Genomic DNA, 19,280 nt, shown 5'->3' with positions numbered 1-19,280 from the left:
AAATTTACAATTCTTTCTTTATAATCGTAATAAAAGCCGATTCATTTTTCTTAAAAGATGTAAAAAGTTCAAAAGATCTGTTGTTATCGTATAATACAACTTTTGCTGTATTAGGAACTATTGTACCTTCATTCATTGCTGTAATTTTAAATACATTATCAACAGAAAAATCCAAGGACACCAAAATTATTTTTTTATCATGCTTAATTTTATAATTTTCTAAAATCAACTTATCGTTATGATACAGGTTGATGATATCTCCATCCTCTTGTCCAACATCATAAATTTCGATCTTTGCTGATTTAGATTCCCAAAAAACATTTAAATTTTGATCTCTTGAAAGTTTATTAATTTTCAAGCTATCTAACAAGGCAATTGGGTTACTTTTCATTTTAACATCATCGTCTATTTTTTTAGACTTTTGAATTTTTTTGTTCACCTTGTTTGCCAAGTTATAAATTTTCTCACTTCCTACTAAAGCTACAGTCCCATCAATACATTTCTTATTGTTTTTATACAATCCTTTAAATGCGCCTTCAATTTTACTTGTATTGTTGACCAACTTCACTTTACCAGAAAAATTCACAAAACAAAAGGAACTTTCAGAAAACTTAGATTTGGTATATAAAATATCATTTTCTTTGAAGGTTAACATTTTATTTTTCTTATCGTATGTCCCTGATATGGAATTTTTAGTTTCATGAGCACCATCTAAATCTGTCACAGAATATCCTTTAATAACTCCCTTATTTTCTTCAAAAACTATTCTATATGTTATCAGTGTTTTATCGTTTCCATTTAATTTAATAGCTCCTAAGAATTCGTAATTATTTTGTGAATATGTTGAAAAAGAAATTGATAAAAAAATTAAGATTGATTTAATAAGAAAATTCATTTTGTTAACTAGATTTTTATATTTTTGTACAAATCTAAACATTTTTAATTATGAAAATTAAATTATTTTTAATGGCATTAATGCTAACTTTAGGAACTTTATCAGTATCCTATGCCTCTTTTCCAGTTCAAAGAACTACAAATGACAACGTAACTGTTGTTGAGAACAATGAAGAGGAATTATCATCTCCAGCTGCAGCTGCTGAAGGAAAAAGCCAAGTAGTTGCTTTAATTTTAGCTGCTTTAATCGGTGGATTAGGAATTCACAGATTCTATTTAGGTTACACATGGCAAGGTATTGTTCAATTACTTACTCTTGGTGGATGTGGTATTTGGGCTTTAATTGATTTAATTCGAATTATTACAGGTGATTTACAGCCTAAAAATGGTTCTTACACTACAACTCTATAATCTATTTTAATGCAATATATTCGTAAATTCATATTTTATACCATACACATTGTAACTATTGCCACCCCTTTTATCTTATGGTTATTACCTTCTGATTTTTTTGACAAAGGAGAAAGTGTATGTTTGTCTGTTAGACTAGCTGGTATTGAATGCTATGCTTGTGGTTTAACAAAAGCAACACTACACTTCGTGCATTTTGAATTTGAAGAAGCATGGAACTTTAATAAACTTTCGTTTATTGTTGTGCCGATGTTATTTCCGATGTGGGTGAAGTCTATTTACGATATTCAAGGCAAAAGAATGCCTGGAGTCATTGGAAGATTAATGTATGCAAAAGGAGCTTAACAGCTCCTTTTTTTGTTATTGCATTACCCCTTTATTAGGCAAACTAGATTATATATTTTTGTTCATTATCTGAAACTACTTTAAGATAATGAACAAAAAAAACCCGAGCAATGCTCGGGTTTAGCTTATTTGATTACAAATTAGAATTTGTAAACAACTCCAAATTCAATAGCTCTTAAATCAGCACCTAAACCAAAAGAATTTGTTTTTTCAGCACCGTTTCCACCATTATCATTAGTAGTATATCCTAAACCAGCCCAAGAAGCTTCAATAGCCCAGTTGCTTGATACAAAATAACTTAAACCTAAGCCTAAATTCACACCAATTTCACTTTCTTGAACATCAGCTAATTTATTGTCAATTGAGCTGTAATCTAATCCTAATTCTCCAAAAATTGAAAATTGAGAAGCTGGTGTCATGTAGTAACGACCAAATGCTCCAACTGTTAATGCAGCCTGATCAGCAGTATCACCAAAAGCATTTTCAGCTTTAAAAGTAGAATAACCTAACTTACCTCCAATTGCAATGTTCTCCGTTAAAAAGTAACCAATTTTAGGCTCAATTTCAAATCCTGAAGATTTGTTATCACCTGTTGACTGAGATCCGATTGAGAAAGCACCTGAAACAAACGTAGATCCTTTTCCAAATCCATTTCCTTCTTCTTGTGCATTAGCAAAGCCAAAAGCTAATAAAGCTACTGCAGATAATAAAACTTTTTTCATGTTTAGTTTAAATTTAAAGTTAATAGAACAAATTTATAGTATTTTTCTTTACATAGAAACTTGTTTTGTTAAATTATTAACATTTTTTTAGTGTGTTTGTTAGATTATAATTGATAATCAGAATGTTGATTCTACTAACTTTTTCTCAAATTTTAACAAAAAAGGGGGTAAACTTATTAACAAGTAAAAAACGAGGGAAAAAAGTAAGATCTACAAAACAGTTGTAAATGATAAAATTTTGATAAAAAAAGGATTTCGTTCAATAAATTGTTGAAATTTACGTTGTATTTTACGTATAACCTTTATTAATACCAAAACATTATGAAAAAAGGAGTTTTATTAGTAGTACTTTTATTTATTGGGTATGGTACTTCACAGGCACAACTATTAAAATTTGGAGTAAAAGGAGGATTAAACTTTTCTAATTACACAGGAGGAAACGTGGAAGGTTTTGATTTTAAAACCATAACCAGTTATCATGCTGGTATAGTTGCTGAAGTAAATCTATTTGAAAATTTTTCAATTCAACCCGAACTCCTCTACTCTACACAAGGTGCTGAATTGGAAGGTTTGGGCGAACAAATTAAAAATGAGTTGGGTTACATTTCCTTACCCGTATTAGCGAAATTCTACTTATCTAAAAACAAATTGAGTTTAGAATTAGGTCCACAAGCTTCGGTTTTAGTTAGTGAACGAAACGAAGTAAATTCGGAAGACAGTAATACTTTTGATTTTGGTGTTGCTGGAGGGTTAAGTTTCAAAATAACGGAAAACCTTTTTATCTCTGGTCGTTATATCGCAGGTTTAACGGAACCTAAACGCGATGCTGATGTAAAGAATTCAAATGTACAACTCTCAGTAGGGATTATGTTTTAAAAAAAGGAGATACCGCTTCTACAAAGTGAATAGATTTCACAATATTTTACTAAAACCATTCTTCAAACGAATGGTTTTTTTACTTTTACAAAAACAATTTTCATGAAGATTATCATTATAAATGGTCCAAACCTCAACCTGTTAGGCAAAAGAGAACCCGAAGTTTATGGCAATGAAACTTTTGAATCGTACTTTAAAAAACTTCAGCATCAGTTCCCCAATATTACATTAGAGTACTTCCAAAGTAATATTGAAGGAGAAATCATTTCAAAAATTCAAGATGTAGGTTTTAGTTATGCTGGTATTGTTCTAAATGCAGGTGCTTATACCCATACTTCCATCGGAATTGGTGATGCCGTTAAAGCGATTACAACTCCAGTTGTAGAGGTTCATATCTCGAATACTTTTTCAAGAGAGTCTTTCCGTCATCAGTCTTATATTTCACCAAATGCTAAAGGAGTTATTATTGGTTTTGGGATGGAGAGCTATGAGTTAGGGTTGAGGGCTTTTGAGTAGCGTTTTACTTATTTGTTACACAGAGATGTAGAGGCGTTGCACTTGGTTTATTACACAGAGATGCACAGAGGTAAATGAGATTCACGGAGGGTTATATATGCTTTGTGTTGGATGTGAGAGATGGAGAGAGAGTTGCACTTTGAAGTTACACCGAGATACACAGAGTTAAAAAAGAGATTCTCAGAGGTTTTATTTGCTTTGTGTTGAAAGAGAGATGGAGAGTCGTTGCACTTGGTTTGTTACACAGAGATGCACAGAGTAAAAAGAGATTCACGGAGGGTTTATGTGTTTTGTGTTGAATGTGAGAGATGGTGAGGGCGTTGCACTTGGAAATTACACCGAGATACACAGAGTAAAAAGAGATTCACGGAGATTTTTATATTCTTTGTGTTGAATTTGAGAGTTGGAGAGGGCGTTGCACTTTGAAGTTACACCGAGATTCACGGAGTAAAGAAGAGATTCTCAGAGGTCTTTATATACTTTGTGTTGAAAGAGAGATGGAGAGGGCGTTGCCTTTTTTTTAATTAAGAATATAAATAAAATGAAATACTTTTATGGAAATTGATAAGTTAACGGAACAAGTAATTGGTTTGGCTATTGAGGTTCATAGACATTTAGGCCCCGGATTATTGGAATCTGCTTATCAGGAGTGTTTGTATTATGAACTTAGTAAAGCTAATTTAAAAGTTGAACGAGAAAAAAAACTTCCCATAGCATACAAAGAAATTAAATTGGATCATGGATATCGAATTGATTTACTTATTGAAGACACATTAGTTGTTGAAATCAAAACAGTAGAAACTTTCACCGATGTTCATAAAGCTCAAATATTAACCTAATTGCGATTAGGGAATTACAATACAGGATTACTCATTAATTTTAATACTAAACTATTATCAAAAGGTATAAAAAGATTTTCTATGTAACAATGATTATCATTTAACGTCTAAAGTGAAACGCCTCGGTGTAGCTCTATAAAGACAAAGAAAATCAAAAAAAAGCTCTGTGAAGCTCTGTGTAATAAAACAAAACAACATGAAAAAACAAATTACGCTACTCTTATTATTATTAACATCAATCTCTTTTTCTCAAATAAAAGGAACCATCAAAGACAAAGATGGAAATCCGCTTCCTTTTGTAAATATTTATATTGAGAATACCTATGTAGGTACGACTTCAAATGAATTGGGAAAATACGAACTCAATACGACGGACAAAAACACGGTGCATTTGATTTTTCAATATTTAGGATACAAAACACAAAAACATATTTTAAACATCAGCAGTTTTCCTTTTGAATTTGATGTGACTTTACAAGAAGAAGATTTTCAATTAAAAGAAGTCGTAATTGTAAATGGTGAAAACCCTGCTAACGAAATTATTCGAAGTGCTATAACATCCAAAAAGAAAAATGCTGCTAAAACCGATAAGTTTGAAGCCGACTTTTATTCGAGAGGGATTTTTAGGGCGAAAGATATTCCTAAAAAATTTATGGGGGTAGAGATTGGCGATTTAGATGGAAATTTAGATACCACCCGAAGTGGTATAATTTACCAATCGGAAACGGTATCAAAAATAAAGTTCCAGAAGCCTGATAATTTAAGAGAAGAGATTATTGCTTCAAAAATAGCAGGTGATGATAATGGTTTTAGCTACAATACCGCTTTGAGTACCAATTATGATTTTTACGAAAACTATGTTAATTTAGGTATCAACATGGTCTCTCCTATTGCGGATAACGCTTTTAATTATTACAAATACAAATTAGAAAGTACATTTTACGACGATAAAAATCAGTTAATCAATAAGATTTTGGTAACGCCTAAGCGTGATAAAGAACCGGTATTTGAGGGTTATATATATATCGTTGAAGATTCATGGGCTATTTTCGGAATAGATCTTGACATTAAAGGTTATCGCATGCAAGAGCCGATTTTAGAAACCATGAAATTGACACAAAATTTCAGTTACAATTCGGAAAGTAAAATTTGGGCGAAGAACATACAAGCTTTGGATTTCCAAGCTGGTATTTTTGGAATGAAGTTTACTGGAAAATTTACGCACGTTTTCACAAATTACAACTTTAAAGACGCCTTCGAGAAGAAGACTTTTGGTAAAGAAATTGTCACTTTTGCCGAAAATGCAAATAAAAAAGAAGTATCGTATTGGGAAGAAAATCGTCCCGTTCCTTTAACGGAAGAAGAAACAACGAATTATGTAAAAAAGGACAGCATTCAAACCATCAGAAAATCACAAGTGTATTTGGATTCTATTGATGCCAAAGGGAATAAATTCAAACTATCAAAGGTCATTACCGGTTATACTTATAAGAATTCGTTTAAAAATTGGAATTTCAACTACCAAGGTTTGACCAATTTGAGTTCTCTGAGTTTTAATACCGTTCAAGGATATAATTTAGATAGCGGTTTTTCGTTCCGAAAATGGAATGAAGAAACAGGGAAATTCACTTCTATTTCGTCTACTTTTAATTATGGTTTTGCTGAAAATCGATTACGTTTAAATGGCCGTTTTTATCACCGATTCAACAACAGAAACAACGCCTACATTAGTTTAAGCGGTGGAAGTGCTATTAGTCAATTTAATCCGAATGAGCCGATTAGTAATTTAGTGAACGCTGTTGCCACTTTGTTCTTTAAGAACAATTTCATGAAATTGTATAACAAAGAGTTTGCTGAGCTTAACTACGGAATAGAAGTTGCCAATGGTCTTTTTGCTAGTGGTAAATTAGTCTACGAAAACCGACGTGCATTGTTTAACAATACGGATTATACCATCATTAAAAACGATGATTTGTATTTTTCCAATGATCCGTTACAACCTGATAATTATACTTCGGTGCCGTTTGAAAAGCATCACATTATGAAAGCAAGTTTAGGAACACGCATTCGTTTTGGACAAAAATACATTTCACGCCCTGACGGAAAGATTAACATCCAGAACGATAATTATCCTATATTGAGTTTTTACTATGAAAAAGCATTTGGTGCTTCAAATAGTAACTACCATTACGATTTAATCAGTGGAACGATTGATTATAACAAAACTGTTGGTAACAAAGGTGATTTTGGCTTACGTTTTAAAGCGGGTAAATTCTTTAATGCCGAGAATATTTCTTTTGTAGATTATAAACACTTCAACGGAAATCAAACGCATGTGAACTTATTGAATAATTCTTTGAATGCGTTTAACTTGTTGCCTTACTATAGTCACTCAACTAATGATGCCTATTTAGAAACGCATATTGAGCATAATTTTAAAGGTTACATTATGAATAAGATTCCGTTGTTGAACAAATTACAATGGAATTTAATTGGAGGATTTCATCAATTGAACATTCCCAACATGAAACCGTATCAAGAATTTACGGTTGGGTTTGACAATATTGGTTGGGGTAAACTTCGATTCCTACGTGTAGATTATGTAAGAAGTTACCAAAATGGATTTCAAGGTGATGGGGTGATGTTTGGGTTGAAATTCTAAGAAAATAATAAGAAGCACTTCTACATGGAGTGCTTTTTTACTTAAAAAACACATCATATCCAAAACGAAGCATCAGAATATGTAAAAAAACTAAAACAAATCGCTATGCGTACCTGTATCTAAAAGAAGTAGTATGAGTTCAGTATCGTTTTGTTTCCAAACTAAAAGCCAATCTGGCTTTATGTGACATTCCCAACAATCCTTGTAATTTCCTGATAATTTGTGTGGTTTGTATTTTTGTGGTAGCTTACCTTCTTTTTGAAGTAAATCAATTACTACTTGTAACAAAGACAAATCATAATTTCTCTTTTTACAAAGTTTTAAACTTTTGTCAAATTTGTTGGTTGTAGTTATTTTGTACATTAACCCAATACTTTTTTGAACAAATCCTCGCTATTTTTATATTTTTTCACTTTACCTTTCTTTTCATCTTCAAGCGCTTGATCTAAGCCTGAAACTTTTTTAAAAACTCCAAGTGAAAGAACATAATCTATCGTTTTTTTTGCAATTGGGTTTCTTGCATCGAATTTTAATGTTATTTCTGCCATGATTATAGTATTTTAATACAAATATACAAAAATCGTGCTAGTTAAATTAATTCTTTATTAAATGATAAATTATTTAAAAAACACATCATATCCAAAACGAAGTAACGCCAATCCTACCACAATTAAGAAAAAGATTCGGATAAATCCGTTGCCTTTTGAAATGGCTAACCTGGCGCCCAACCAAGAACCGGTCACATTACAAATTGCCATAGGAATGGCAATAGTCCATATGATTTTTCCTTTTAAGACAAATAAGGTAATAGAACCTATATTGGTTGCTAAATTGACCAATTTTGCATATATGTTGGCTTGTAAAAAATCGAATCCTAGAATTGCAATAAATGCCATTATTAACAAACTTCCTGTTCCTGGACCAATGAAACCGTCATAGAATCCCAGAAAAACACAGATGATACATCCGTAGAGGTAAGTCTGCTTTTTTGTTAATTTATCAATATGAAATTGTCCAAAATCTTTTTTAAAGTAGGTATACAACAGCAACAAAAGTAAAACCACAAAAAGTAAGGGTTTCATGAAGTCATTTTGCATTACATTGAGTAGACTCGAACCCAAATATGCAAATCCAAAAGAAATAACAGCCATTACAAGGAATAACTTCCAATTCACTTTTGCCGATTTCAAATAGTGATAAGTTGCCATACTCGTTCCGCTAAAGCCAGGAATTTTCAATGTCCCAATGATAGAGGCAACAGGCAAATTTGGTAATAAAATTAAAGCTGCTGGCGTTTGAATAAGTCCGCCACCCCCCACAATAGCGTCGATAAAACCAGCTATGAAGGAAGCGATGCAGAGAAAAAGGATGATGTAGGTTTCCATTTTTTAGTAATCAGTGTTCAGTTTTAGTGTTCAGTACTAAGATTTGCAAACTACTAACTCATTACTGAACACTAAGCACTGAACTATACTCTGACAATATTAGCTCCGATAGCTCTTAATCTTTCATCGATGCGCTCGTAACCTCTGTCGATTTGTTCGATATTTTGAATAGTTGAAGTTCCTTTTGCTGTTAATGCAGCAATTAATAAAGAAATTCCAGCTCTAATATCTGGTGAACTCATAGTAGTCGCTTTTAGTTGCGATTGGAAATTATGTCCCATTACCACCGCTCTATGTGGATCACATAACATAATTTTGGCACCCATATCAATTAATTTATCCACGAAGAACAAACGGCTTTCAAACATTTTTTGGTGAATTAGCACGTCTCCTTTAGCTTGTGTAGCTACGACCAAAACGATACTTAACAGATCGGGAGTAAATCCAGGCCACGGGGCATCTGCGATGGTCAAAATAGAACCGTCGATATCCGTCTTGATTTCGTATCCATCTTTATGAGCGGGAATGTAAATATCATCCCCTTTTCTTTCTAAAGTAATCCCTAATTTTCTAAATACGTTGGGAATTTGACCTAAGTTATCCCAACTCACATTTTTAATAGTAATTTCACTTCTTGTCATAGCTGCAAGACCAATCCAAGAACCGATTTCAATCATATCAGGTAAAATACGGTGTTCGCAACCGCCTAAACTTTCTACTCCTTCAATCGTTAATAAGTTTGACCCTACTCCGGTGATTTTTGCACCCATAGCGTTTAACATTTTACACAATTGTTGTAAGTAAGGCTCACAAGCTGCGTTATAAATTGTTGTTGTTCCTTCTGCTAAAACCGCTGCCATTACAATATTTGCTGTTCCCGTTACTGAAGCTTCGTCTAACAACATATACGTTCCTTGTAATCTTCCATCGATTTCCACTCCGTAGAAATGGTCTTCTCTTTCGTATCTAAATTTTGCTCCAAGATTAATAAAACCTTCAAAGTGCGTATCTAAACGACGACGTCCAATTTTATCGCCTCCTGGCTTTGGAATGTAGCCACAACCAAAACGTGCTAACAAAGGTCCTACAATCATAATCGAACCTCTTAAACTTCCCCCCTCTTTTTTGAAAGCATCAGTTTTTAGGTAGTTTACATTTACCTCATCGGCTTGAAAGGTATAATCACCAGGTCCATTTTTTTGAATCTTAACCCCTAAATTGCCTAAAAGGGTGATTAATTTATTAACATCAATAATGTCTGGAATATTGGTAATTCTCACTTTTTCAGAAGTTAACAACACAGGACATAATACTTGTAACGCCTCATTTTTAGCGCCTTGAGGTGTAATGTCTCCTTTTAATGCTTTTCCTCCTTCAATTTTAAATGTTCCCATGCAACTGCCTATTTTTTAAATGTATTCTTATTTTGATTGTTTTTATTTAAATGCCCTTTATTGTTGTTGTTTTTCTTCACAATTCCGGGTTTACTTGTACCAAACTGCGTTTTATTGGATACTTTCTTATTCACTTTCATCAAATCGTGTGTGTTCGAAAGTTCTTCATTGGATTTCGAAAGATTTAATTTCCCTCCCGAAAGTTCTAATAAATGTTCGAAAATTACTTCATCGGTTACGGTGTCTTTGTTCCAACTCAAATAACATTTTTTCATGTGATTGGCTATCACTAGGACCAAAGCATTTTTCAATTCGCTTTCTTCCCAACTATTCGCTACATCAATCATGTATTTGATGTTGTTTCCATAAAAACGATATTTCGGGAAATTTTGCGGGTATTTTAAACGTTCCGGTTTTTGTGTTAAAATATCTTTGGATGGAATTGGATAAGGCGAATCGACATCCAATTTAAAATCTGACATGATAAACAACTGGTCCCATAATTTATGTTGGAAATCTAGCACATCACGTAAATGTGGATTTAAGGAACCCATTACTGAGATGATATATTTTGCTGCTTTGTTTCGTTCTTCACGATCTTCAATAGCGGTAGCCTGATCGATTAACTTCTGTAAATGTCTTCCGTACTCAGGAATAATCAAATGCGGACGTTGCGAATTGTATTCTAAATAACTTACTTCTTCTTGCATGATTGTTTTATAATGAAATGATGCCTTCAATGTCTGAAACCTCAATATATTTATCAATTACACTTTGAGGATTTGGCATGTTCACGCTAATGGAAACACTTGTAAACTTGCCTGTTTTTGATTGTTGGGTTGTGATAACTGCTCCCATATTGTTAAAAGCGGCTTCCACTTTTGCGATACTGTGTAAATTGGAAGGCATGATAAATTTGTATAAATACTCTGAAGGCCAAAGTGTTGAATTCGTTAATTCTTCTTTTAATCGGATGTAAAATTCTTCTGTTTTCTTATCCATCATCATTTCGTATTAGGAAAAGCAAATATACTTTATTCTGTTTAGAATTGTATTGTAGTACCTTATAAATTTTAATGCCTAATTCTGTTTCATAACGAAGTCTAATGCGGATTCTGGATTTAAAGTTGATTAGCTTTTTAAAAAAACTTACTTTTGCGCCTTAGTATTTCAAGATGAATAAAGAAATTGTGGTTTTAATTGGTGGTCCAAGTTCTGGAAAAACCACCTTAATCGAGGCATTAAAAGAAAAAGGACACACTTGCTATCCTGAGGTTTCACGTGAAGTTATTCGTGAAGCACAAGAACAAGGCATTGAACAATTGTTTCTTGAAAAACCACTTTTATTTAGTGAATTACTGCTTGAAGGCCGAAAAAGACAATACAAAGAAGCTTTGAATGAAACAGCAAACATTGTTTTTTTAGATCGCGGCATTCCTGATGTCTTGGCTTATATGCATTATATTGGTGATTCGTATCCCTCTTTTTTTGACAAAGCTTGTCAAGACCACAAATATTCCGCCATTTTTGTTTTACCACCTTGGAAAGAAATTTATGTAAGTGATGCGGAGCGTTATGAAAACTACGAACAAGCCGTTTTGATTCACGAACATTTGATGGAAACTTATAAAAAATACGGTTATACCATTACAGAAGTTCCTAAAGACACGGTAGAAAATCGTGTTGAATTTATTATGAAACATCTTGTTAAATAATTTTTTTTGTATTTTAGTGTTTCTAAAAGCCTTTTCACATGTCGGAAGCCTTACAAATTCTTCAAAAATACTGGAAACACGATCGTTTTAGGGAACCTCAAGAAGCCATTATTCAATCGATTTTAGAGGGAAATGATACCTTTGCACTTTTACCAACTGGTGGCGGGAAATCGGTTTGTTTTCAAATTCCAGCGTTAATGCGGAATGGAATTTGCTTGGTGATTTCCCCATTAATTGCTTTGATGAAAGACCAAGTTCAGAATTTACAAAGCAAAAACATCAAAGCGATTGCCTTAACTGGTGGCGTTTCTCAAGACGACATAATTGCTATTTTAGACAATTGCCAATTCGGAAATTACAAATTCCTATACCTTTCACCCGAACGTTTGCAACATGATTGGATTGTTGAACGCTTGAAACAATTACCTATCAATCTTATTGCAATTGACGAAGCGCATTGTGTAAGTCAATGGGGGCACGATTTCAGACCGGCGTATTTGAAGATTTCGGCTTTAAAAACGCACTTTCCTTCTACTCCATTTTTAGCCTTAACTGCAACAGCCAACAAACGAGTTCAGGAAGATATTTGCATGCATTTAGCATTGGTTAACCCAAAAGTTTTCACGAAGTCATTTACTAGAGAAAATTTAGCGTATCATGTCATTAAAACCGAAGATAAATTATTCAAGATTCAGCAGATATTAACAAAAAATCCGCAATCTTCGATAATCTATGTTCGCAATCGAAAATCGTGTATTGAAACTTCGCAACAATTGAATCAATTGGGATTTACTTGTACGTTTTATCATGGAGGATTGCCCGCAAAAGAAAAAGAAAAGAACATGCAATCGTGGTTTGAAAACAAATCACAAGTTATTGTAGCCACAAACGCTTTTGGAATGGGGATCGACAAACCTGATGTAAAAACCGTAATTCACATTCAACTTCCAGAAAATCTAGAAAATTATTATCAAGAAGCGGGACGAGCAGGACGAAATGGCGAAAAAGCCTTCGGAATCATTGTTACGAATCCATCTGATATTGCTTACACTAAAGCCCAATTTATCGATGTTTTACCGGATAAAAAATTCGTAAAAGACGTTTACATCAAATTGAACAATTACTTTCAAATTGCTTACGGCGAAGGTTATAACGAAAGTTTTGCTTTCAATTTGAATCAGTTTTGTGCCCATTATCATTTTCCAGTAATCAAAGCATTCAATAGTTTGCAGTTTTTGGATCGTCAAGGTATTATTACTTTTCAAAGTGAATCCACTGAGAAAATAAGTTTGCAATTTATCATTCCGAGTAAAGAAGTTATCCGTTACATCAGTTTGCATCCACATGACGAACCTATTATTACAGCGATTTTAAGGACCTATTCTGGGATTTTTGATACAGAAACAACTATCAATCCTCATTTGATAGCCAAAAAAGCACAAGTAACACTTGATCAAGTTGATAAAGTCATTGATAAGCTTGCGACTAATCAATGCATTGTTTTGCATGCTAAAAACAATGATAGTTCGATTACTTTTAACGAAGCTCGAGAGGACGATTTGACCATCAATCGTGTAGCAAAGTTTTTAGAACATCAAAATAAATTAAAAGAAGCTCAATTTGATAGTGTGGTACATTATATAAGTAATGAAGACACTTGTAAAAATAAAATACTTCTTGCTTATTTTGATGAAATAGCGAAAGTGGATTGTGGCACTTGTTCGTATTGTACTGCTAAAAAAAAAGTCCAACCCGTTGAAATCACCCAATCGGTATTACAATTATTAGAAAATAAGGCGTTGACTTCAAGAGAAATTGAAAACCAACTGCACATTTCTACAGAAGCCACTATCTTTGCGATTCAAATATTATTAGAGCAAGGGCGCATCAAAATCAATACAAACAATCAATATTACCTTATATAATGGAAAAATTACGAATTGTGTTCATGGGAACACCCGATTTTGCTGTTGGGATTTTGGATACTATTTACAAAAACAACTACGATATTGTAGGGGTTATCACTGCTCCCGACAAACCAGCAGGTCGTGGACAAAAAGTAAGCATGAGTGCCGTTAAAGAATATGCCTTGGAAAAAAACTTACGCATATTACAACCTACCAATTTAAAATCGGAAGCATTTTTAGCCGATCTAAAAAGTTTGGATGCCAATTTACAAGTAGTGGTTGCCTTTAGAATGTTACCTGAAGTGGTTTGGAAAATGCCAAAACTAGGCACGTTCAATTTACACGCTTCTTTGTTACCAGAATATCGTGGCGCTGCCCCAATTAATTGGGCTGTCATTAATGGTGAAACTAAAACAGGCGTTACTACCTTCTTTATTGATGATAAAATTGACACTGGTGCGATGATTTTAAGTAAGGAAACAGCAATTGGAGCCAATGAAACTGCAGGTGAATTACACGATCGTTTGATGCATTTGGGAAGCGAAACGGTTTTAGAAACACTTCAATTAATTGAATCCGAAAAAGCAACAACTACTTTACAAGAGAATCAGCCTGAACCAAAAACAGCTTATAAATTAAACAAAGAGAATTGTAAAATTGATTGGTCGCAATCGGGAAAGACAATTTTTAATTTAATCAGAGGCTTGTCGCCTTATCCAGCTGCTTGGACATTTATTAAGGATGGCGAAAATGAGTGGAATGTAAAGGTTTACTCGGCTAGTTTTGAAGAAAAGGCACATACGGATACTATTGGAAAAATAACTACTACTAAAAAAGAACTTTTTGTAGCGGTACATGGAGGTGTTTTAAAAATTGAAAGTTTGCAATTTCCAGGAAAGAAAAGAATGGGAACGCATGAATTATTAAATGGCGTTAAGCTATCTGAAAACGCAATAGCTCTTTAAGCCCTGAAAACACTGTATTTGCGCCTAAAATTTAAAAAAACAAACAATGTTATTAACATTTAAATGAATTTATTAACATTTTAGTCGAAAATTAGCACGAAAACTTGCACGGCTCAATAATACCGCTAAATTTGCTACAAATAATTAAGTTTAACCAATTATAAATAACTTTAATCATGAACAAATCAGAATTAATCGATGCAATGGCAGCTTCTGCTGGAATTACAAAAGCAGCTGCTAAATTAGCTTTAGAATCATTTTTAAGCAATGTAGAAGGAACTTTACAAAAAGGTGGAAGAGTATCTTTAGTAGGTTTTGGTTCTTGGTCAGTATCTAAAAGAGCTGCAAGAGATGGAAGAAACCCTCAAACTGGTAAAACTATCAAAATTGCTGCTAAAAATGTAGTAAAATTTAAAGCTGGTGCTGAATTAGAAGGAGCAGTAAACAAATAATATTTTTGTTACAACAAAATAGAGAGTCCCGATGCAAATCGGGACTCTTTTTTTGCTTTTTGTCTAAAAAATTTGATTTTTTATACTTTTTTTGATAACTTTAGGAATTAAACATACCGAATATGATATCTATTTTACCGAAAAAAGGTCATTTGCTGATAGCAGAACCTACTACTTTAGGCGATATATCATTCAATCGCTCTGTGATTTTGTTAGCCGAACACAATGATGAAGGATCCATTGGTTTTATCTTAAACAAACCTTTGAGTTACACTATTAACGATCTCATTCCGGAGATTGATGCTTCATTTAAAATTTACAATGGCGGACCGGTAGAACAAGACAACTTGTACTTTATTCACAACATTCCAGAGGTCATTCCAAATAGTGTTGAAATTTCAAATGGTATTTATTGGGGTGGCGATTTTGAAACCACAAAACACTTGATCAATACGGGAAAAATTGGACGAAATAACATTCGTTTTTTTCTAGGTTACAGCGGTTGGAGTGTAAACCAACTTGAAATGGAACTGCAAGAAAATGCTTGGATTATAAATGAAAACACTTTGAAAAACAAGTTGTTATCAAAAGCAAGCAACCTATTTTGGAAAGAAAAAATAATTGAGCAAGGAGGCGAATACGTCTTGTTCTCAAATGCTCCTGAAAATCCAATTCTTAACTAAGTCGTATTTTAGCGTTCAATCTTTTTACAACCTCATGTGCCAATGCTGAAGTGTATTCTTTTTTGCGGTATTTTGTAATGGGTTGGACTCCTGAGATTACATTGGTTAAGAAGAGTTCGTCTGCTTTTTGCAAATCAAAAGGAGAAATAACCGCTTCCTTGACTTCAAGACCATCTATCTTTTTAAGCAATTCGAGTACCTGTTTGCGCATAATTCCGTTCAAACAACCCTCTGATATCGGTGGTGTTACAACTACATTATCCATTTTCATAAAGAGGTTACTTTGTAATGCTTCCACTACATTCTTATCATCATTTAAAACCAAACAATTGTCATAACCGTTTTCTTCTGCAAAAATACTTCCCGTAATTTGAAGCATTTTGTTGTTCGTTTTCAATGAAGAGAGCAATTGTTTAGTGATATAAAAATCTTTATAAAGTTCTACTTCATACTGCTCTTTTCCCGTAGTATATACTTCCGACTCTAAAGGAGCAGCGGTCACAATAAATTGTACTTTTCTCGATTTTGGCAGGTAAAAACCTTCCGCATCTCGGTAAACCGAAAAACGAATACGATAAGCACTAGCACCTGTTTGCGCTTGAACTAAATCTAAAATTTGGGATTCAAAATATTCCATAGTAAAGTTCATTGGAATCTCCATACGGCAAATGCGCATTGAAGCCATCAATCTAAAATAATGATCTTCTAGGAATAGTACTTGCTCGTTGAGTACCTTAATGGTTTCAAAAACACTATCTCCAAATAAAAAACCCCTATTATTTTCAACAGCAATAGCACTTTCTTGCTGAATATTTCCGTTAAAATTTATCATAAAAAAACCCGATTTTAAAATCGGGACAAATATAACTTATATAATTGAGTTTTTAAACGGAACCTAAGACATGTTTTAGGTCCGAAATTTGATTTTCCCAAAGCAACTTGGATTCATCTAATTCCTCTTCGTAAGCAAAGTCCGAAATCATAATGGAAACATCTTTTGTGATTTCGTCTTCTAGAATTTTTAACTCAAAAAAATAATCGGTCTCATTACCTTCTTCATCCAGCCATTTGAATTTAATTCGTTCGCCTGATTTTTTTGAAGCTAATTTTGCTTTTTCTTCGGAATCATCCCAGATAAAAGTAAAAAATTCTCCTCTTGAATTTACATTATCGGCAAACCATTCTGATAAACCTGAAGGAGTTGAAATATATTGATATAATAATTGAGGCGAGGATTGTATTGGGAATTCTAATTCGTATTTTACTTTTACACTCATAGTCTATTTTAATTTTCAGTTTGGAAATATATACAGAATTAATCGAATTAACAAAAAAATTATTTTAATTTATTTTGATGAAAAAATATTTGCAAACAAAATAATTAGTTTTATATTTGCACCCGCATTCAGCAAGGATGTGAGACCAACATTTGGCGAGGTAGCTCAGTTGGTTAGAGCGCAGGATTCATAACCCTGAGGTCACGGGTTCAACTCCCGTCTTCGCTACGAAAATTAAGTTTTTAAAAATCAACGGATTAGTGTTTACTAATCCGTTTTTTTATTTACATAAAGTACCAACAACCTGAAATTAGCTTCTAAAATCTTCAAAAAAATCATTTCGATAAATTAAAAGCAGTCGTGTTTTTAACTTCACCTATCATGAAAGAACTGTGTGTACTTCCAATATGTTGCAAACTCGTTAGTTTGGTAATCATGAACTCCCGATACTCATCCATGTCTTTTACGTGTACTTTTAAAATATAATCGTAGTCACCACTTACGTGAAAACATTCCAATACTTCGTCAAGCTTTACTACTTCGCTTTCAAAAGTAGTGACAAAATCTTTGGTGTGCTGGATCAATTTGATGTGGCAGAAAACAACAAAAGCTTTCTCTACCTTATTTCGATCTAAAAGAGCGACATACTTGTGGATTACACCTTCCCGCTCTAATTTTTTTATTCTTTCATAAACTGCGGTTACCGAAAGATTTAATACCATAGACAATTCTTTTGTTGTTTTCTTAGTGTCAGCTTGCAGTAATCCAAGAAGTTTTTTATCAATTGCGTCCATATTACAATTTTATTCCTATTACAATTATTAGTTTCAGTTAAAAAAATGCTATAAATCAATATTTATAGATTTATATTCTACAAATATATTAAAATAAAGTATAAAAAACTAATTTTAAAGAAAACTATTGAAAAATAAATAGGCATTTCAGAGATTTGATATTCTAAAAACAACTAAACTTCAAATTTATGGAAAAATTCAATCCTGCAGACAAAATTCAAGACCTTCAATATTTTGGTGAATTTGGTGGTGTGAATCCATCGATCTCTGACAGTTCTACTTATACCTTTCTTTCGGCTAAAACCATGTTTGACACCTTTGAAGGCAATGCCGAAGGTTGCTATTTGTATTCCCGTCATTCCTCTCCTAGTAATTTATATTTGGACAAAGCATTAGCAGCAATGGAAGGAACAGAATCCGCAAATGTATCAGCTTCTGGAATGGGGGCAATCACTCCTACCCTGTTGCAATTGTGTGGCAATGGAGATCATATTGTTTCTAGCCGCACTATTTATGGTGGTACGTATGCGTTTTTGAAAAATTTCGTACCGAGAATGGGTATTCAAACGACATTTGTAGACATTACAAAATTAGATGTAGTTGAAGCAGCGATTACTCCAAATACCAAGGTTTTATATTGCGAAACCGTGAGCAATCCATTATTGGAAGTAGCAGATATTGCTTCATTGGCTAAAATTGCTAAAAAACACCATATTAAATTGGTGGTTGACAACACCTTTTCTCCTTTGTCTGTTGCTCCTGCGAAGTTAGGAGCTGATATTGTAATTCATTCGCTTACAAAATACATCAACGGAAGTAGCGATACTGTGGGTGGTGTGGTATGTGCGTCACAAGATTTCATTAATAGTTTAAAAAATGTAAACGACGGTGCCAGCATGCTATTAGGTCCAACAATGGATAGTTTGCGTTCGGCATCGGTAATGAAAAACTTAAGAACCTTACACATTCGCATGAAACAGCACAGTCACAATGCGATGTATTTGGCCAACCGATTTGAAGCAGACGGTATTAAAACCGTTTATCCTGGATTGAAAAGTCACCCAAGCCATGAAATCTATAAAACAATGATTAATCCAGAATATGGATTTGGAGGCATGATGACCATTGATGTAGGAAGTTTAGACAAAGCGAATGCATTAATGGAACTGATGCAAGAACGTAACTTAGGGTATTTAGCTGTTAGTTTAGGATTTTATAAAACGCTATTCAGTGCGCCAGGAACATCAACATCATCGGAAATTCCTTTAGAAGAGCAGGCTGAAATGGGATTAACGGATGGTTTAATTCGTTTTTCTATAGGACTAGACAACAATATTGAAAGAACGTATCAAACGATGCGTGAATGCATGCAAGAGCTTTCTATTCTATAAATATCACAAAAAAATATATTTTGTAAAACCGCTTTTGTAGCGGTTTTTTTTA

23 protein-coding genes and 1 tRNA gene are annotated in these 19,280 nt (G+C 33.4%); 13 read left to right on the top strand and 11 right to left on the bottom strand.

Annotation, left to right across the window (positions count from 1 at the left end; all coding sequences use genetic code 11):
- Window positions 1–4: 4 nt before the first annotated feature.
- A complete protein-coding gene (locus tag BUE95_RS10325; RefSeq protein ID WP_073584138.1) occupies window positions 5–895 on the bottom strand; it encodes a hypothetical protein in 891 nt (296 codons plus the stop codon).
- A gap of 50 nt (window positions 896–945) precedes the next feature.
- Here BUE95_RS10325 and BUE95_RS10320 point away from each other — a divergent pair, with 50 nt between their 5' ends.
- Together BUE95_RS10320 and BUE95_RS10315 are read left to right on the top strand one after the other, a co-directional pair.
- Window positions 946–1,305: a TM2 domain-containing protein gene (locus BUE95_RS10320; protein WP_073584136.1), complete on the top strand. Its 360-nt coding sequence runs from the start codon at window positions 946–948 to the stop codon at window positions 1,303–1,305.
- Between the two features lie 9 nt (window positions 1,306–1,314).
- Window positions 1,315–1,650 carry a DUF2752 domain-containing protein gene (locus tag BUE95_RS10315; protein WP_073584134.1) on the top strand — a complete coding sequence of 112 codons (336 nt, stop codon included), beginning with the start codon at window positions 1,315–1,317 and terminating at the stop codon, window positions 1,648–1,650.
- Between the two features lie 140 nt (window positions 1,651–1,790).
- On the opposite strand, the gene BUE95_RS10310 is transcribed toward BUE95_RS10315, so the two are convergent.
- A complete protein-coding gene (locus tag BUE95_RS10310; RefSeq protein WP_073584132.1) occupies window positions 1,791–2,372 on the bottom strand; it encodes an outer membrane beta-barrel protein in 582 nt (193 codons plus the stop codon).
- Between the two features lie 321 nt (window positions 2,373–2,693).
- On the opposite strand from BUE95_RS10310, the gene BUE95_RS10305 reads away from it, so the two are divergent.
- The 4 genes from BUE95_RS10305 to BUE95_RS10290 all read left to right on the top strand — a co-directional run bounded on the left by BUE95_RS10305 (window position 2,694) and on the right by BUE95_RS10290 (window position 7,265).
- Window positions 2,694–3,248, top strand: coding sequence for a porin family protein (locus BUE95_RS10305; RefSeq protein ID WP_073584130.1), 555 nt, complete (start codon window positions 2,694–2,696; stop codon window positions 3,246–3,248).
- A gap of 102 nt (window positions 3,249–3,350) precedes the next feature.
- Window positions 3,351–3,764 (top strand): type II 3-dehydroquinate dehydratase, encoded by a 414-nt coding sequence (aroQ, locus tag BUE95_RS10300; RefSeq protein WP_073584128.1) that lies wholly within the window; start codon window positions 3,351–3,353, stop codon window positions 3,762–3,764.
- Between the two features lie 554 nt (window positions 3,765–4,318).
- Entirely contained in the window at window positions 4,319–4,603 is a 285-nt protein-coding gene (locus tag BUE95_RS10295; protein WP_317041534.1) for a GxxExxY protein, read from the top strand.
- 196 nt (window positions 4,604–4,799) lie between these two features.
- Window positions 4,800–7,265 carry a DUF5686 and carboxypeptidase regulatory-like domain-containing protein gene (locus BUE95_RS10290; protein WP_073584126.1) on the top strand — a complete coding sequence of 822 codons (2,466 nt, stop codon included), beginning with the start codon at window positions 4,800–4,802 and terminating at the stop codon, window positions 7,263–7,265.
- 90 nt (window positions 7,266–7,355) lie between these two features.
- Here the strand turns inward: BUE95_RS10290 and BUE95_RS10285 are convergent, their stop codons facing one another.
- From BUE95_RS10285 to BUE95_RS10260, 6 genes are all read right to left on the bottom strand, one after another.
- Window positions 7,356–7,628, bottom strand: a complete 273-nt coding sequence (locus tag BUE95_RS10285; RefSeq protein WP_073584124.1) for a type II toxin-antitoxin system YafQ family toxin — start codon at window positions 7,626–7,628, stop codon at window positions 7,356–7,358.
- Window positions 7,628–7,813, bottom strand: coding sequence for a hypothetical protein (locus BUE95_RS10280; protein ID WP_073584122.1), 186 nt, complete (start codon window positions 7,811–7,813; stop codon window positions 7,628–7,630). Before BUE95_RS10280 ends, BUE95_RS10285 begins: the two co-directional genes overlap by 1 nt.
- Window positions 7,814–7,882: 69 nt before the next feature.
- Window positions 7,883–8,650 (bottom strand): sulfite exporter TauE/SafE family protein, encoded by a 768-nt coding sequence (locus tag BUE95_RS10275; RefSeq protein WP_073584120.1) that lies wholly within the window; start codon window positions 8,648–8,650, stop codon window positions 7,883–7,885.
- An 83-nt stretch (window positions 8,651–8,733) separates the two neighbouring features.
- Window positions 8,734–10,044 carry a UDP-N-acetylglucosamine 1-carboxyvinyltransferase gene (gene murA, locus BUE95_RS10270; protein ID WP_073584118.1) on the bottom strand — a complete coding sequence of 437 codons (1,311 nt, stop codon included), beginning with the start codon at window positions 10,042–10,044 and terminating at the stop codon, window positions 8,734–8,736.
- Between the two features lie 8 nt (window positions 10,045–10,052).
- Complete coding sequence (locus BUE95_RS10265; RefSeq protein ID WP_073584116.1) at window positions 10,053–10,754, bottom strand: DUF4290 domain-containing protein; 702 nt, start codon at window positions 10,752–10,754, stop codon at window positions 10,053–10,055.
- A 7-nt stretch (window positions 10,755–10,761) separates the two neighbouring features.
- Entirely contained in the window at window positions 10,762–11,046 is a 285-nt protein-coding gene (locus BUE95_RS10260; protein WP_073584214.1) for a DUF493 family protein, read from the bottom strand.
- A 173-nt stretch (window positions 11,047–11,219) separates the two neighbouring features.
- Between BUE95_RS10260 and BUE95_RS10255 the strand changes: the two genes are divergently transcribed.
- The 5 genes from BUE95_RS10255 (at window position 11,220) to BUE95_RS10235 (ending at window position 15,766) form a co-directional block, all read left to right on the top strand.
- On the top strand, window positions 11,220–11,759 hold the full coding sequence (locus tag BUE95_RS10255) for an AAA family ATPase (protein WP_073584114.1): 540 nt from the start codon (window positions 11,220–11,222) through the stop codon (window positions 11,757–11,759).
- A 38-nt stretch (window positions 11,760–11,797) separates the two neighbouring features.
- The gene (locus BUE95_RS10250; RefSeq protein ID WP_073584112.1) at window positions 11,798–13,684 is read left to right on the top strand and encodes a RecQ family ATP-dependent DNA helicase; all 1,887 of its coding nucleotides are present in this window, start codon (window positions 11,798–11,800) and stop codon (window positions 13,682–13,684) included.
- On the top strand, window positions 13,684–14,631 hold the full coding sequence (gene fmt, locus BUE95_RS10245) for a methionyl-tRNA formyltransferase (RefSeq protein ID WP_073584110.1): 948 nt from the start codon (window positions 13,684–13,686) through the stop codon (window positions 14,629–14,631). The genes BUE95_RS10250 and fmt overlap by 1 nt, the downstream gene beginning before the upstream one ends.
- A 176-nt stretch (window positions 14,632–14,807) precedes the next feature.
- Entirely contained in the window at window positions 14,808–15,083 is a 276-nt protein-coding gene (locus tag BUE95_RS10240; protein WP_073584108.1) for an HU family DNA-binding protein, read from the top strand.
- Window positions 15,084–15,205: 122 nt separating this feature from the next.
- Entirely contained in the window at window positions 15,206–15,766 is a 561-nt protein-coding gene (locus BUE95_RS10235) for a YqgE/AlgH family protein (protein ID WP_073584106.1), read from the top strand.
- Here the strand turns inward: BUE95_RS10235 and BUE95_RS10230 are convergent.
- Both BUE95_RS10230 and BUE95_RS10225 read right to left on the bottom strand, forming a co-directional pair.
- Window positions 15,759–16,598: an aminotransferase class IV gene (locus tag BUE95_RS10230; RefSeq protein WP_073584104.1), complete on the bottom strand. Its 840-nt coding sequence runs from the start codon at window positions 16,596–16,598 to the stop codon at window positions 15,759–15,761. The genes BUE95_RS10235 and BUE95_RS10230 overlap by 8 nt on opposite strands.
- Before the next feature lie 52 nt (window positions 16,599–16,650).
- Window positions 16,651–17,043 carry an START-like domain-containing protein gene (locus tag BUE95_RS10225; RefSeq protein ID WP_073584102.1) on the bottom strand — a complete coding sequence of 131 codons (393 nt, stop codon included), beginning with the start codon at window positions 17,041–17,043 and terminating at the stop codon, window positions 16,651–16,653.
- A 154-nt stretch (window positions 17,044–17,197) separates the two neighbouring features.
- Between BUE95_RS10225 and BUE95_RS10220 the strand changes: the two genes are divergently transcribed.
- Window positions 17,198–17,271, top strand: a tRNA-Met gene (locus BUE95_RS10220).
- Window positions 17,272–17,378: 107 nt separating this feature from the next.
- Here BUE95_RS10220 and BUE95_RS10215 read toward each other — a convergent pair.
- The gene (locus tag BUE95_RS10215; RefSeq protein WP_073584100.1) at window positions 17,379–17,837 is read right to left on the bottom strand and encodes an Lrp/AsnC family transcriptional regulator; all 459 of its coding nucleotides are present in this window, start codon (window positions 17,835–17,837) and stop codon (window positions 17,379–17,381) included.
- A 188-nt stretch (window positions 17,838–18,025) separates the two neighbouring features.
- Between BUE95_RS10215 and BUE95_RS10210 the strand changes: the two genes are divergently transcribed.
- Complete coding sequence (locus BUE95_RS10210; protein WP_073584098.1) at window positions 18,026–19,228, top strand: aminotransferase class I/II-fold pyridoxal phosphate-dependent enzyme; 1,203 nt, start codon at window positions 18,026–18,028, stop codon at window positions 19,226–19,228.
- The last annotated feature ends 52 nt before the right edge of the window (window positions 19,229–19,280 follow it).

Origin of the sequence: Flavobacterium cucumis (genome assembly GCF_900148835.1) — a bacterium.
Classification (GTDB): Bacteria; Bacteroidota; Bacteroidia; order Flavobacteriales; family Flavobacteriaceae; genus Flavobacterium; species Flavobacterium cucumis.
This window is presented reverse-complemented; position numbering and strand designations above follow the sequence as displayed.

What these genes read in the sequence shown, in the direction of transcription:
- BUE95_RS10315 (WP_073584134.1), top strand. Translation starts at nt 1,315, where the DNA reads ATGCAATATATTCGTAAATTCATATTTTATACCATACACATTGTAACT.
- BUE95_RS10285 (WP_073584124.1), bottom strand. Translation starts at nt 7,628, where the DNA reads ATGTACAAAATAACTACAACCAACAAATTTGACAAAAGTTTAAAACTT.
- BUE95_RS10290 (WP_073584126.1), top strand. Translation starts at nt 4,800, where the DNA reads ATGAAAAAACAAATTACGCTACTCTTATTATTATTAACATCAATCTCT.
- aroQ (WP_073584128.1), top strand. Translation starts at nt 3,351, where the DNA reads ATGAAGATTATCATTATAAATGGTCCAAACCTCAACCTGTTAGGCAAA.
- BUE95_RS10295 (WP_317041534.1), top strand. Translation starts at nt 4,319, where the DNA reads ATGGAAATTGATAAGTTAACGGAACAAGTAATTGGTTTGGCTATTGAG.
- BUE95_RS10230 (WP_073584104.1), bottom strand. Translation starts at nt 16,598, where the DNA reads ATGATAAATTTTAACGGAAATATTCAGCAAGAAAGTGCTATTGCTGTT.
- BUE95_RS10310 (WP_073584132.1), bottom strand. Translation starts at nt 2,372, where the DNA reads ATGAAAAAAGTTTTATTATCTGCAGTAGCTTTATTAGCTTTTGGCTTT.
- murA (WP_073584118.1), bottom strand. Translation starts at nt 10,044, where the DNA reads ATGGGAACATTTAAAATTGAAGGAGGAAAAGCATTAAAAGGAGACATT.
- BUE95_RS10305 (WP_073584130.1), top strand. Translation starts at nt 2,694, where the DNA reads ATGAAAAAAGGAGTTTTATTAGTAGTACTTTTATTTATTGGGTATGGT.
- BUE95_RS10210 (WP_073584098.1), top strand. Translation starts at nt 18,026, where the DNA reads ATGGAAAAATTCAATCCTGCAGACAAAATTCAAGACCTTCAATATTTT.
- BUE95_RS10250 (WP_073584112.1), top strand. Translation starts at nt 11,798, where the DNA reads ATGTCGGAAGCCTTACAAATTCTTCAAAAATACTGGAAACACGATCGT.
- BUE95_RS10265 (WP_073584116.1), bottom strand. Translation starts at nt 10,754, where the DNA reads ATGCAAGAAGAAGTAAGTTATTTAGAATACAATTCGCAACGTCCGCAT.
- BUE95_RS10255 (WP_073584114.1), top strand. Translation starts at nt 11,220, where the DNA reads ATGAATAAAGAAATTGTGGTTTTAATTGGTGGTCCAAGTTCTGGAAAA.
- BUE95_RS10275 (WP_073584120.1), bottom strand. Translation starts at nt 8,650, where the DNA reads ATGGAAACCTACATCATCCTTTTTCTCTGCATCGCTTCCTTCATAGCT.
- BUE95_RS10325 (WP_073584138.1), bottom strand. Translation starts at nt 895, where the DNA reads ATGAATTTTCTTATTAAATCAATCTTAATTTTTTTATCAATTTCTTTT.
- BUE95_RS10240 (WP_073584108.1), top strand. Translation starts at nt 14,808, where the DNA reads ATGAACAAATCAGAATTAATCGATGCAATGGCAGCTTCTGCTGGAATT.
- BUE95_RS10225 (WP_073584102.1), bottom strand. Translation starts at nt 17,043, where the DNA reads ATGAGTGTAAAAGTAAAATACGAATTAGAATTCCCAATACAATCCTCG.
- BUE95_RS10235 (WP_073584106.1), top strand. Translation starts at nt 15,206, where the DNA reads ATGATATCTATTTTACCGAAAAAAGGTCATTTGCTGATAGCAGAACCT.
- fmt (WP_073584110.1), top strand. Translation starts at nt 13,684, where the DNA reads ATGGAAAAATTACGAATTGTGTTCATGGGAACACCCGATTTTGCTGTT.
- BUE95_RS10215 (WP_073584100.1), bottom strand. Translation starts at nt 17,837, where the DNA reads ATGGACGCAATTGATAAAAAACTTCTTGGATTACTGCAAGCTGACACT.
- BUE95_RS10260 (WP_073584214.1), bottom strand. Translation starts at nt 11,046, where the DNA reads ATGGATAAGAAAACAGAAGAATTTTACATCCGATTAAAAGAAGAATTA.
- BUE95_RS10280 (WP_073584122.1), bottom strand. Translation starts at nt 7,813, where the DNA reads ATGGCAGAAATAACATTAAAATTCGATGCAAGAAACCCAATTGCAAAA.
- BUE95_RS10320 (WP_073584136.1), top strand. Translation starts at nt 946, where the DNA reads ATGAAAATTAAATTATTTTTAATGGCATTAATGCTAACTTTAGGAACT.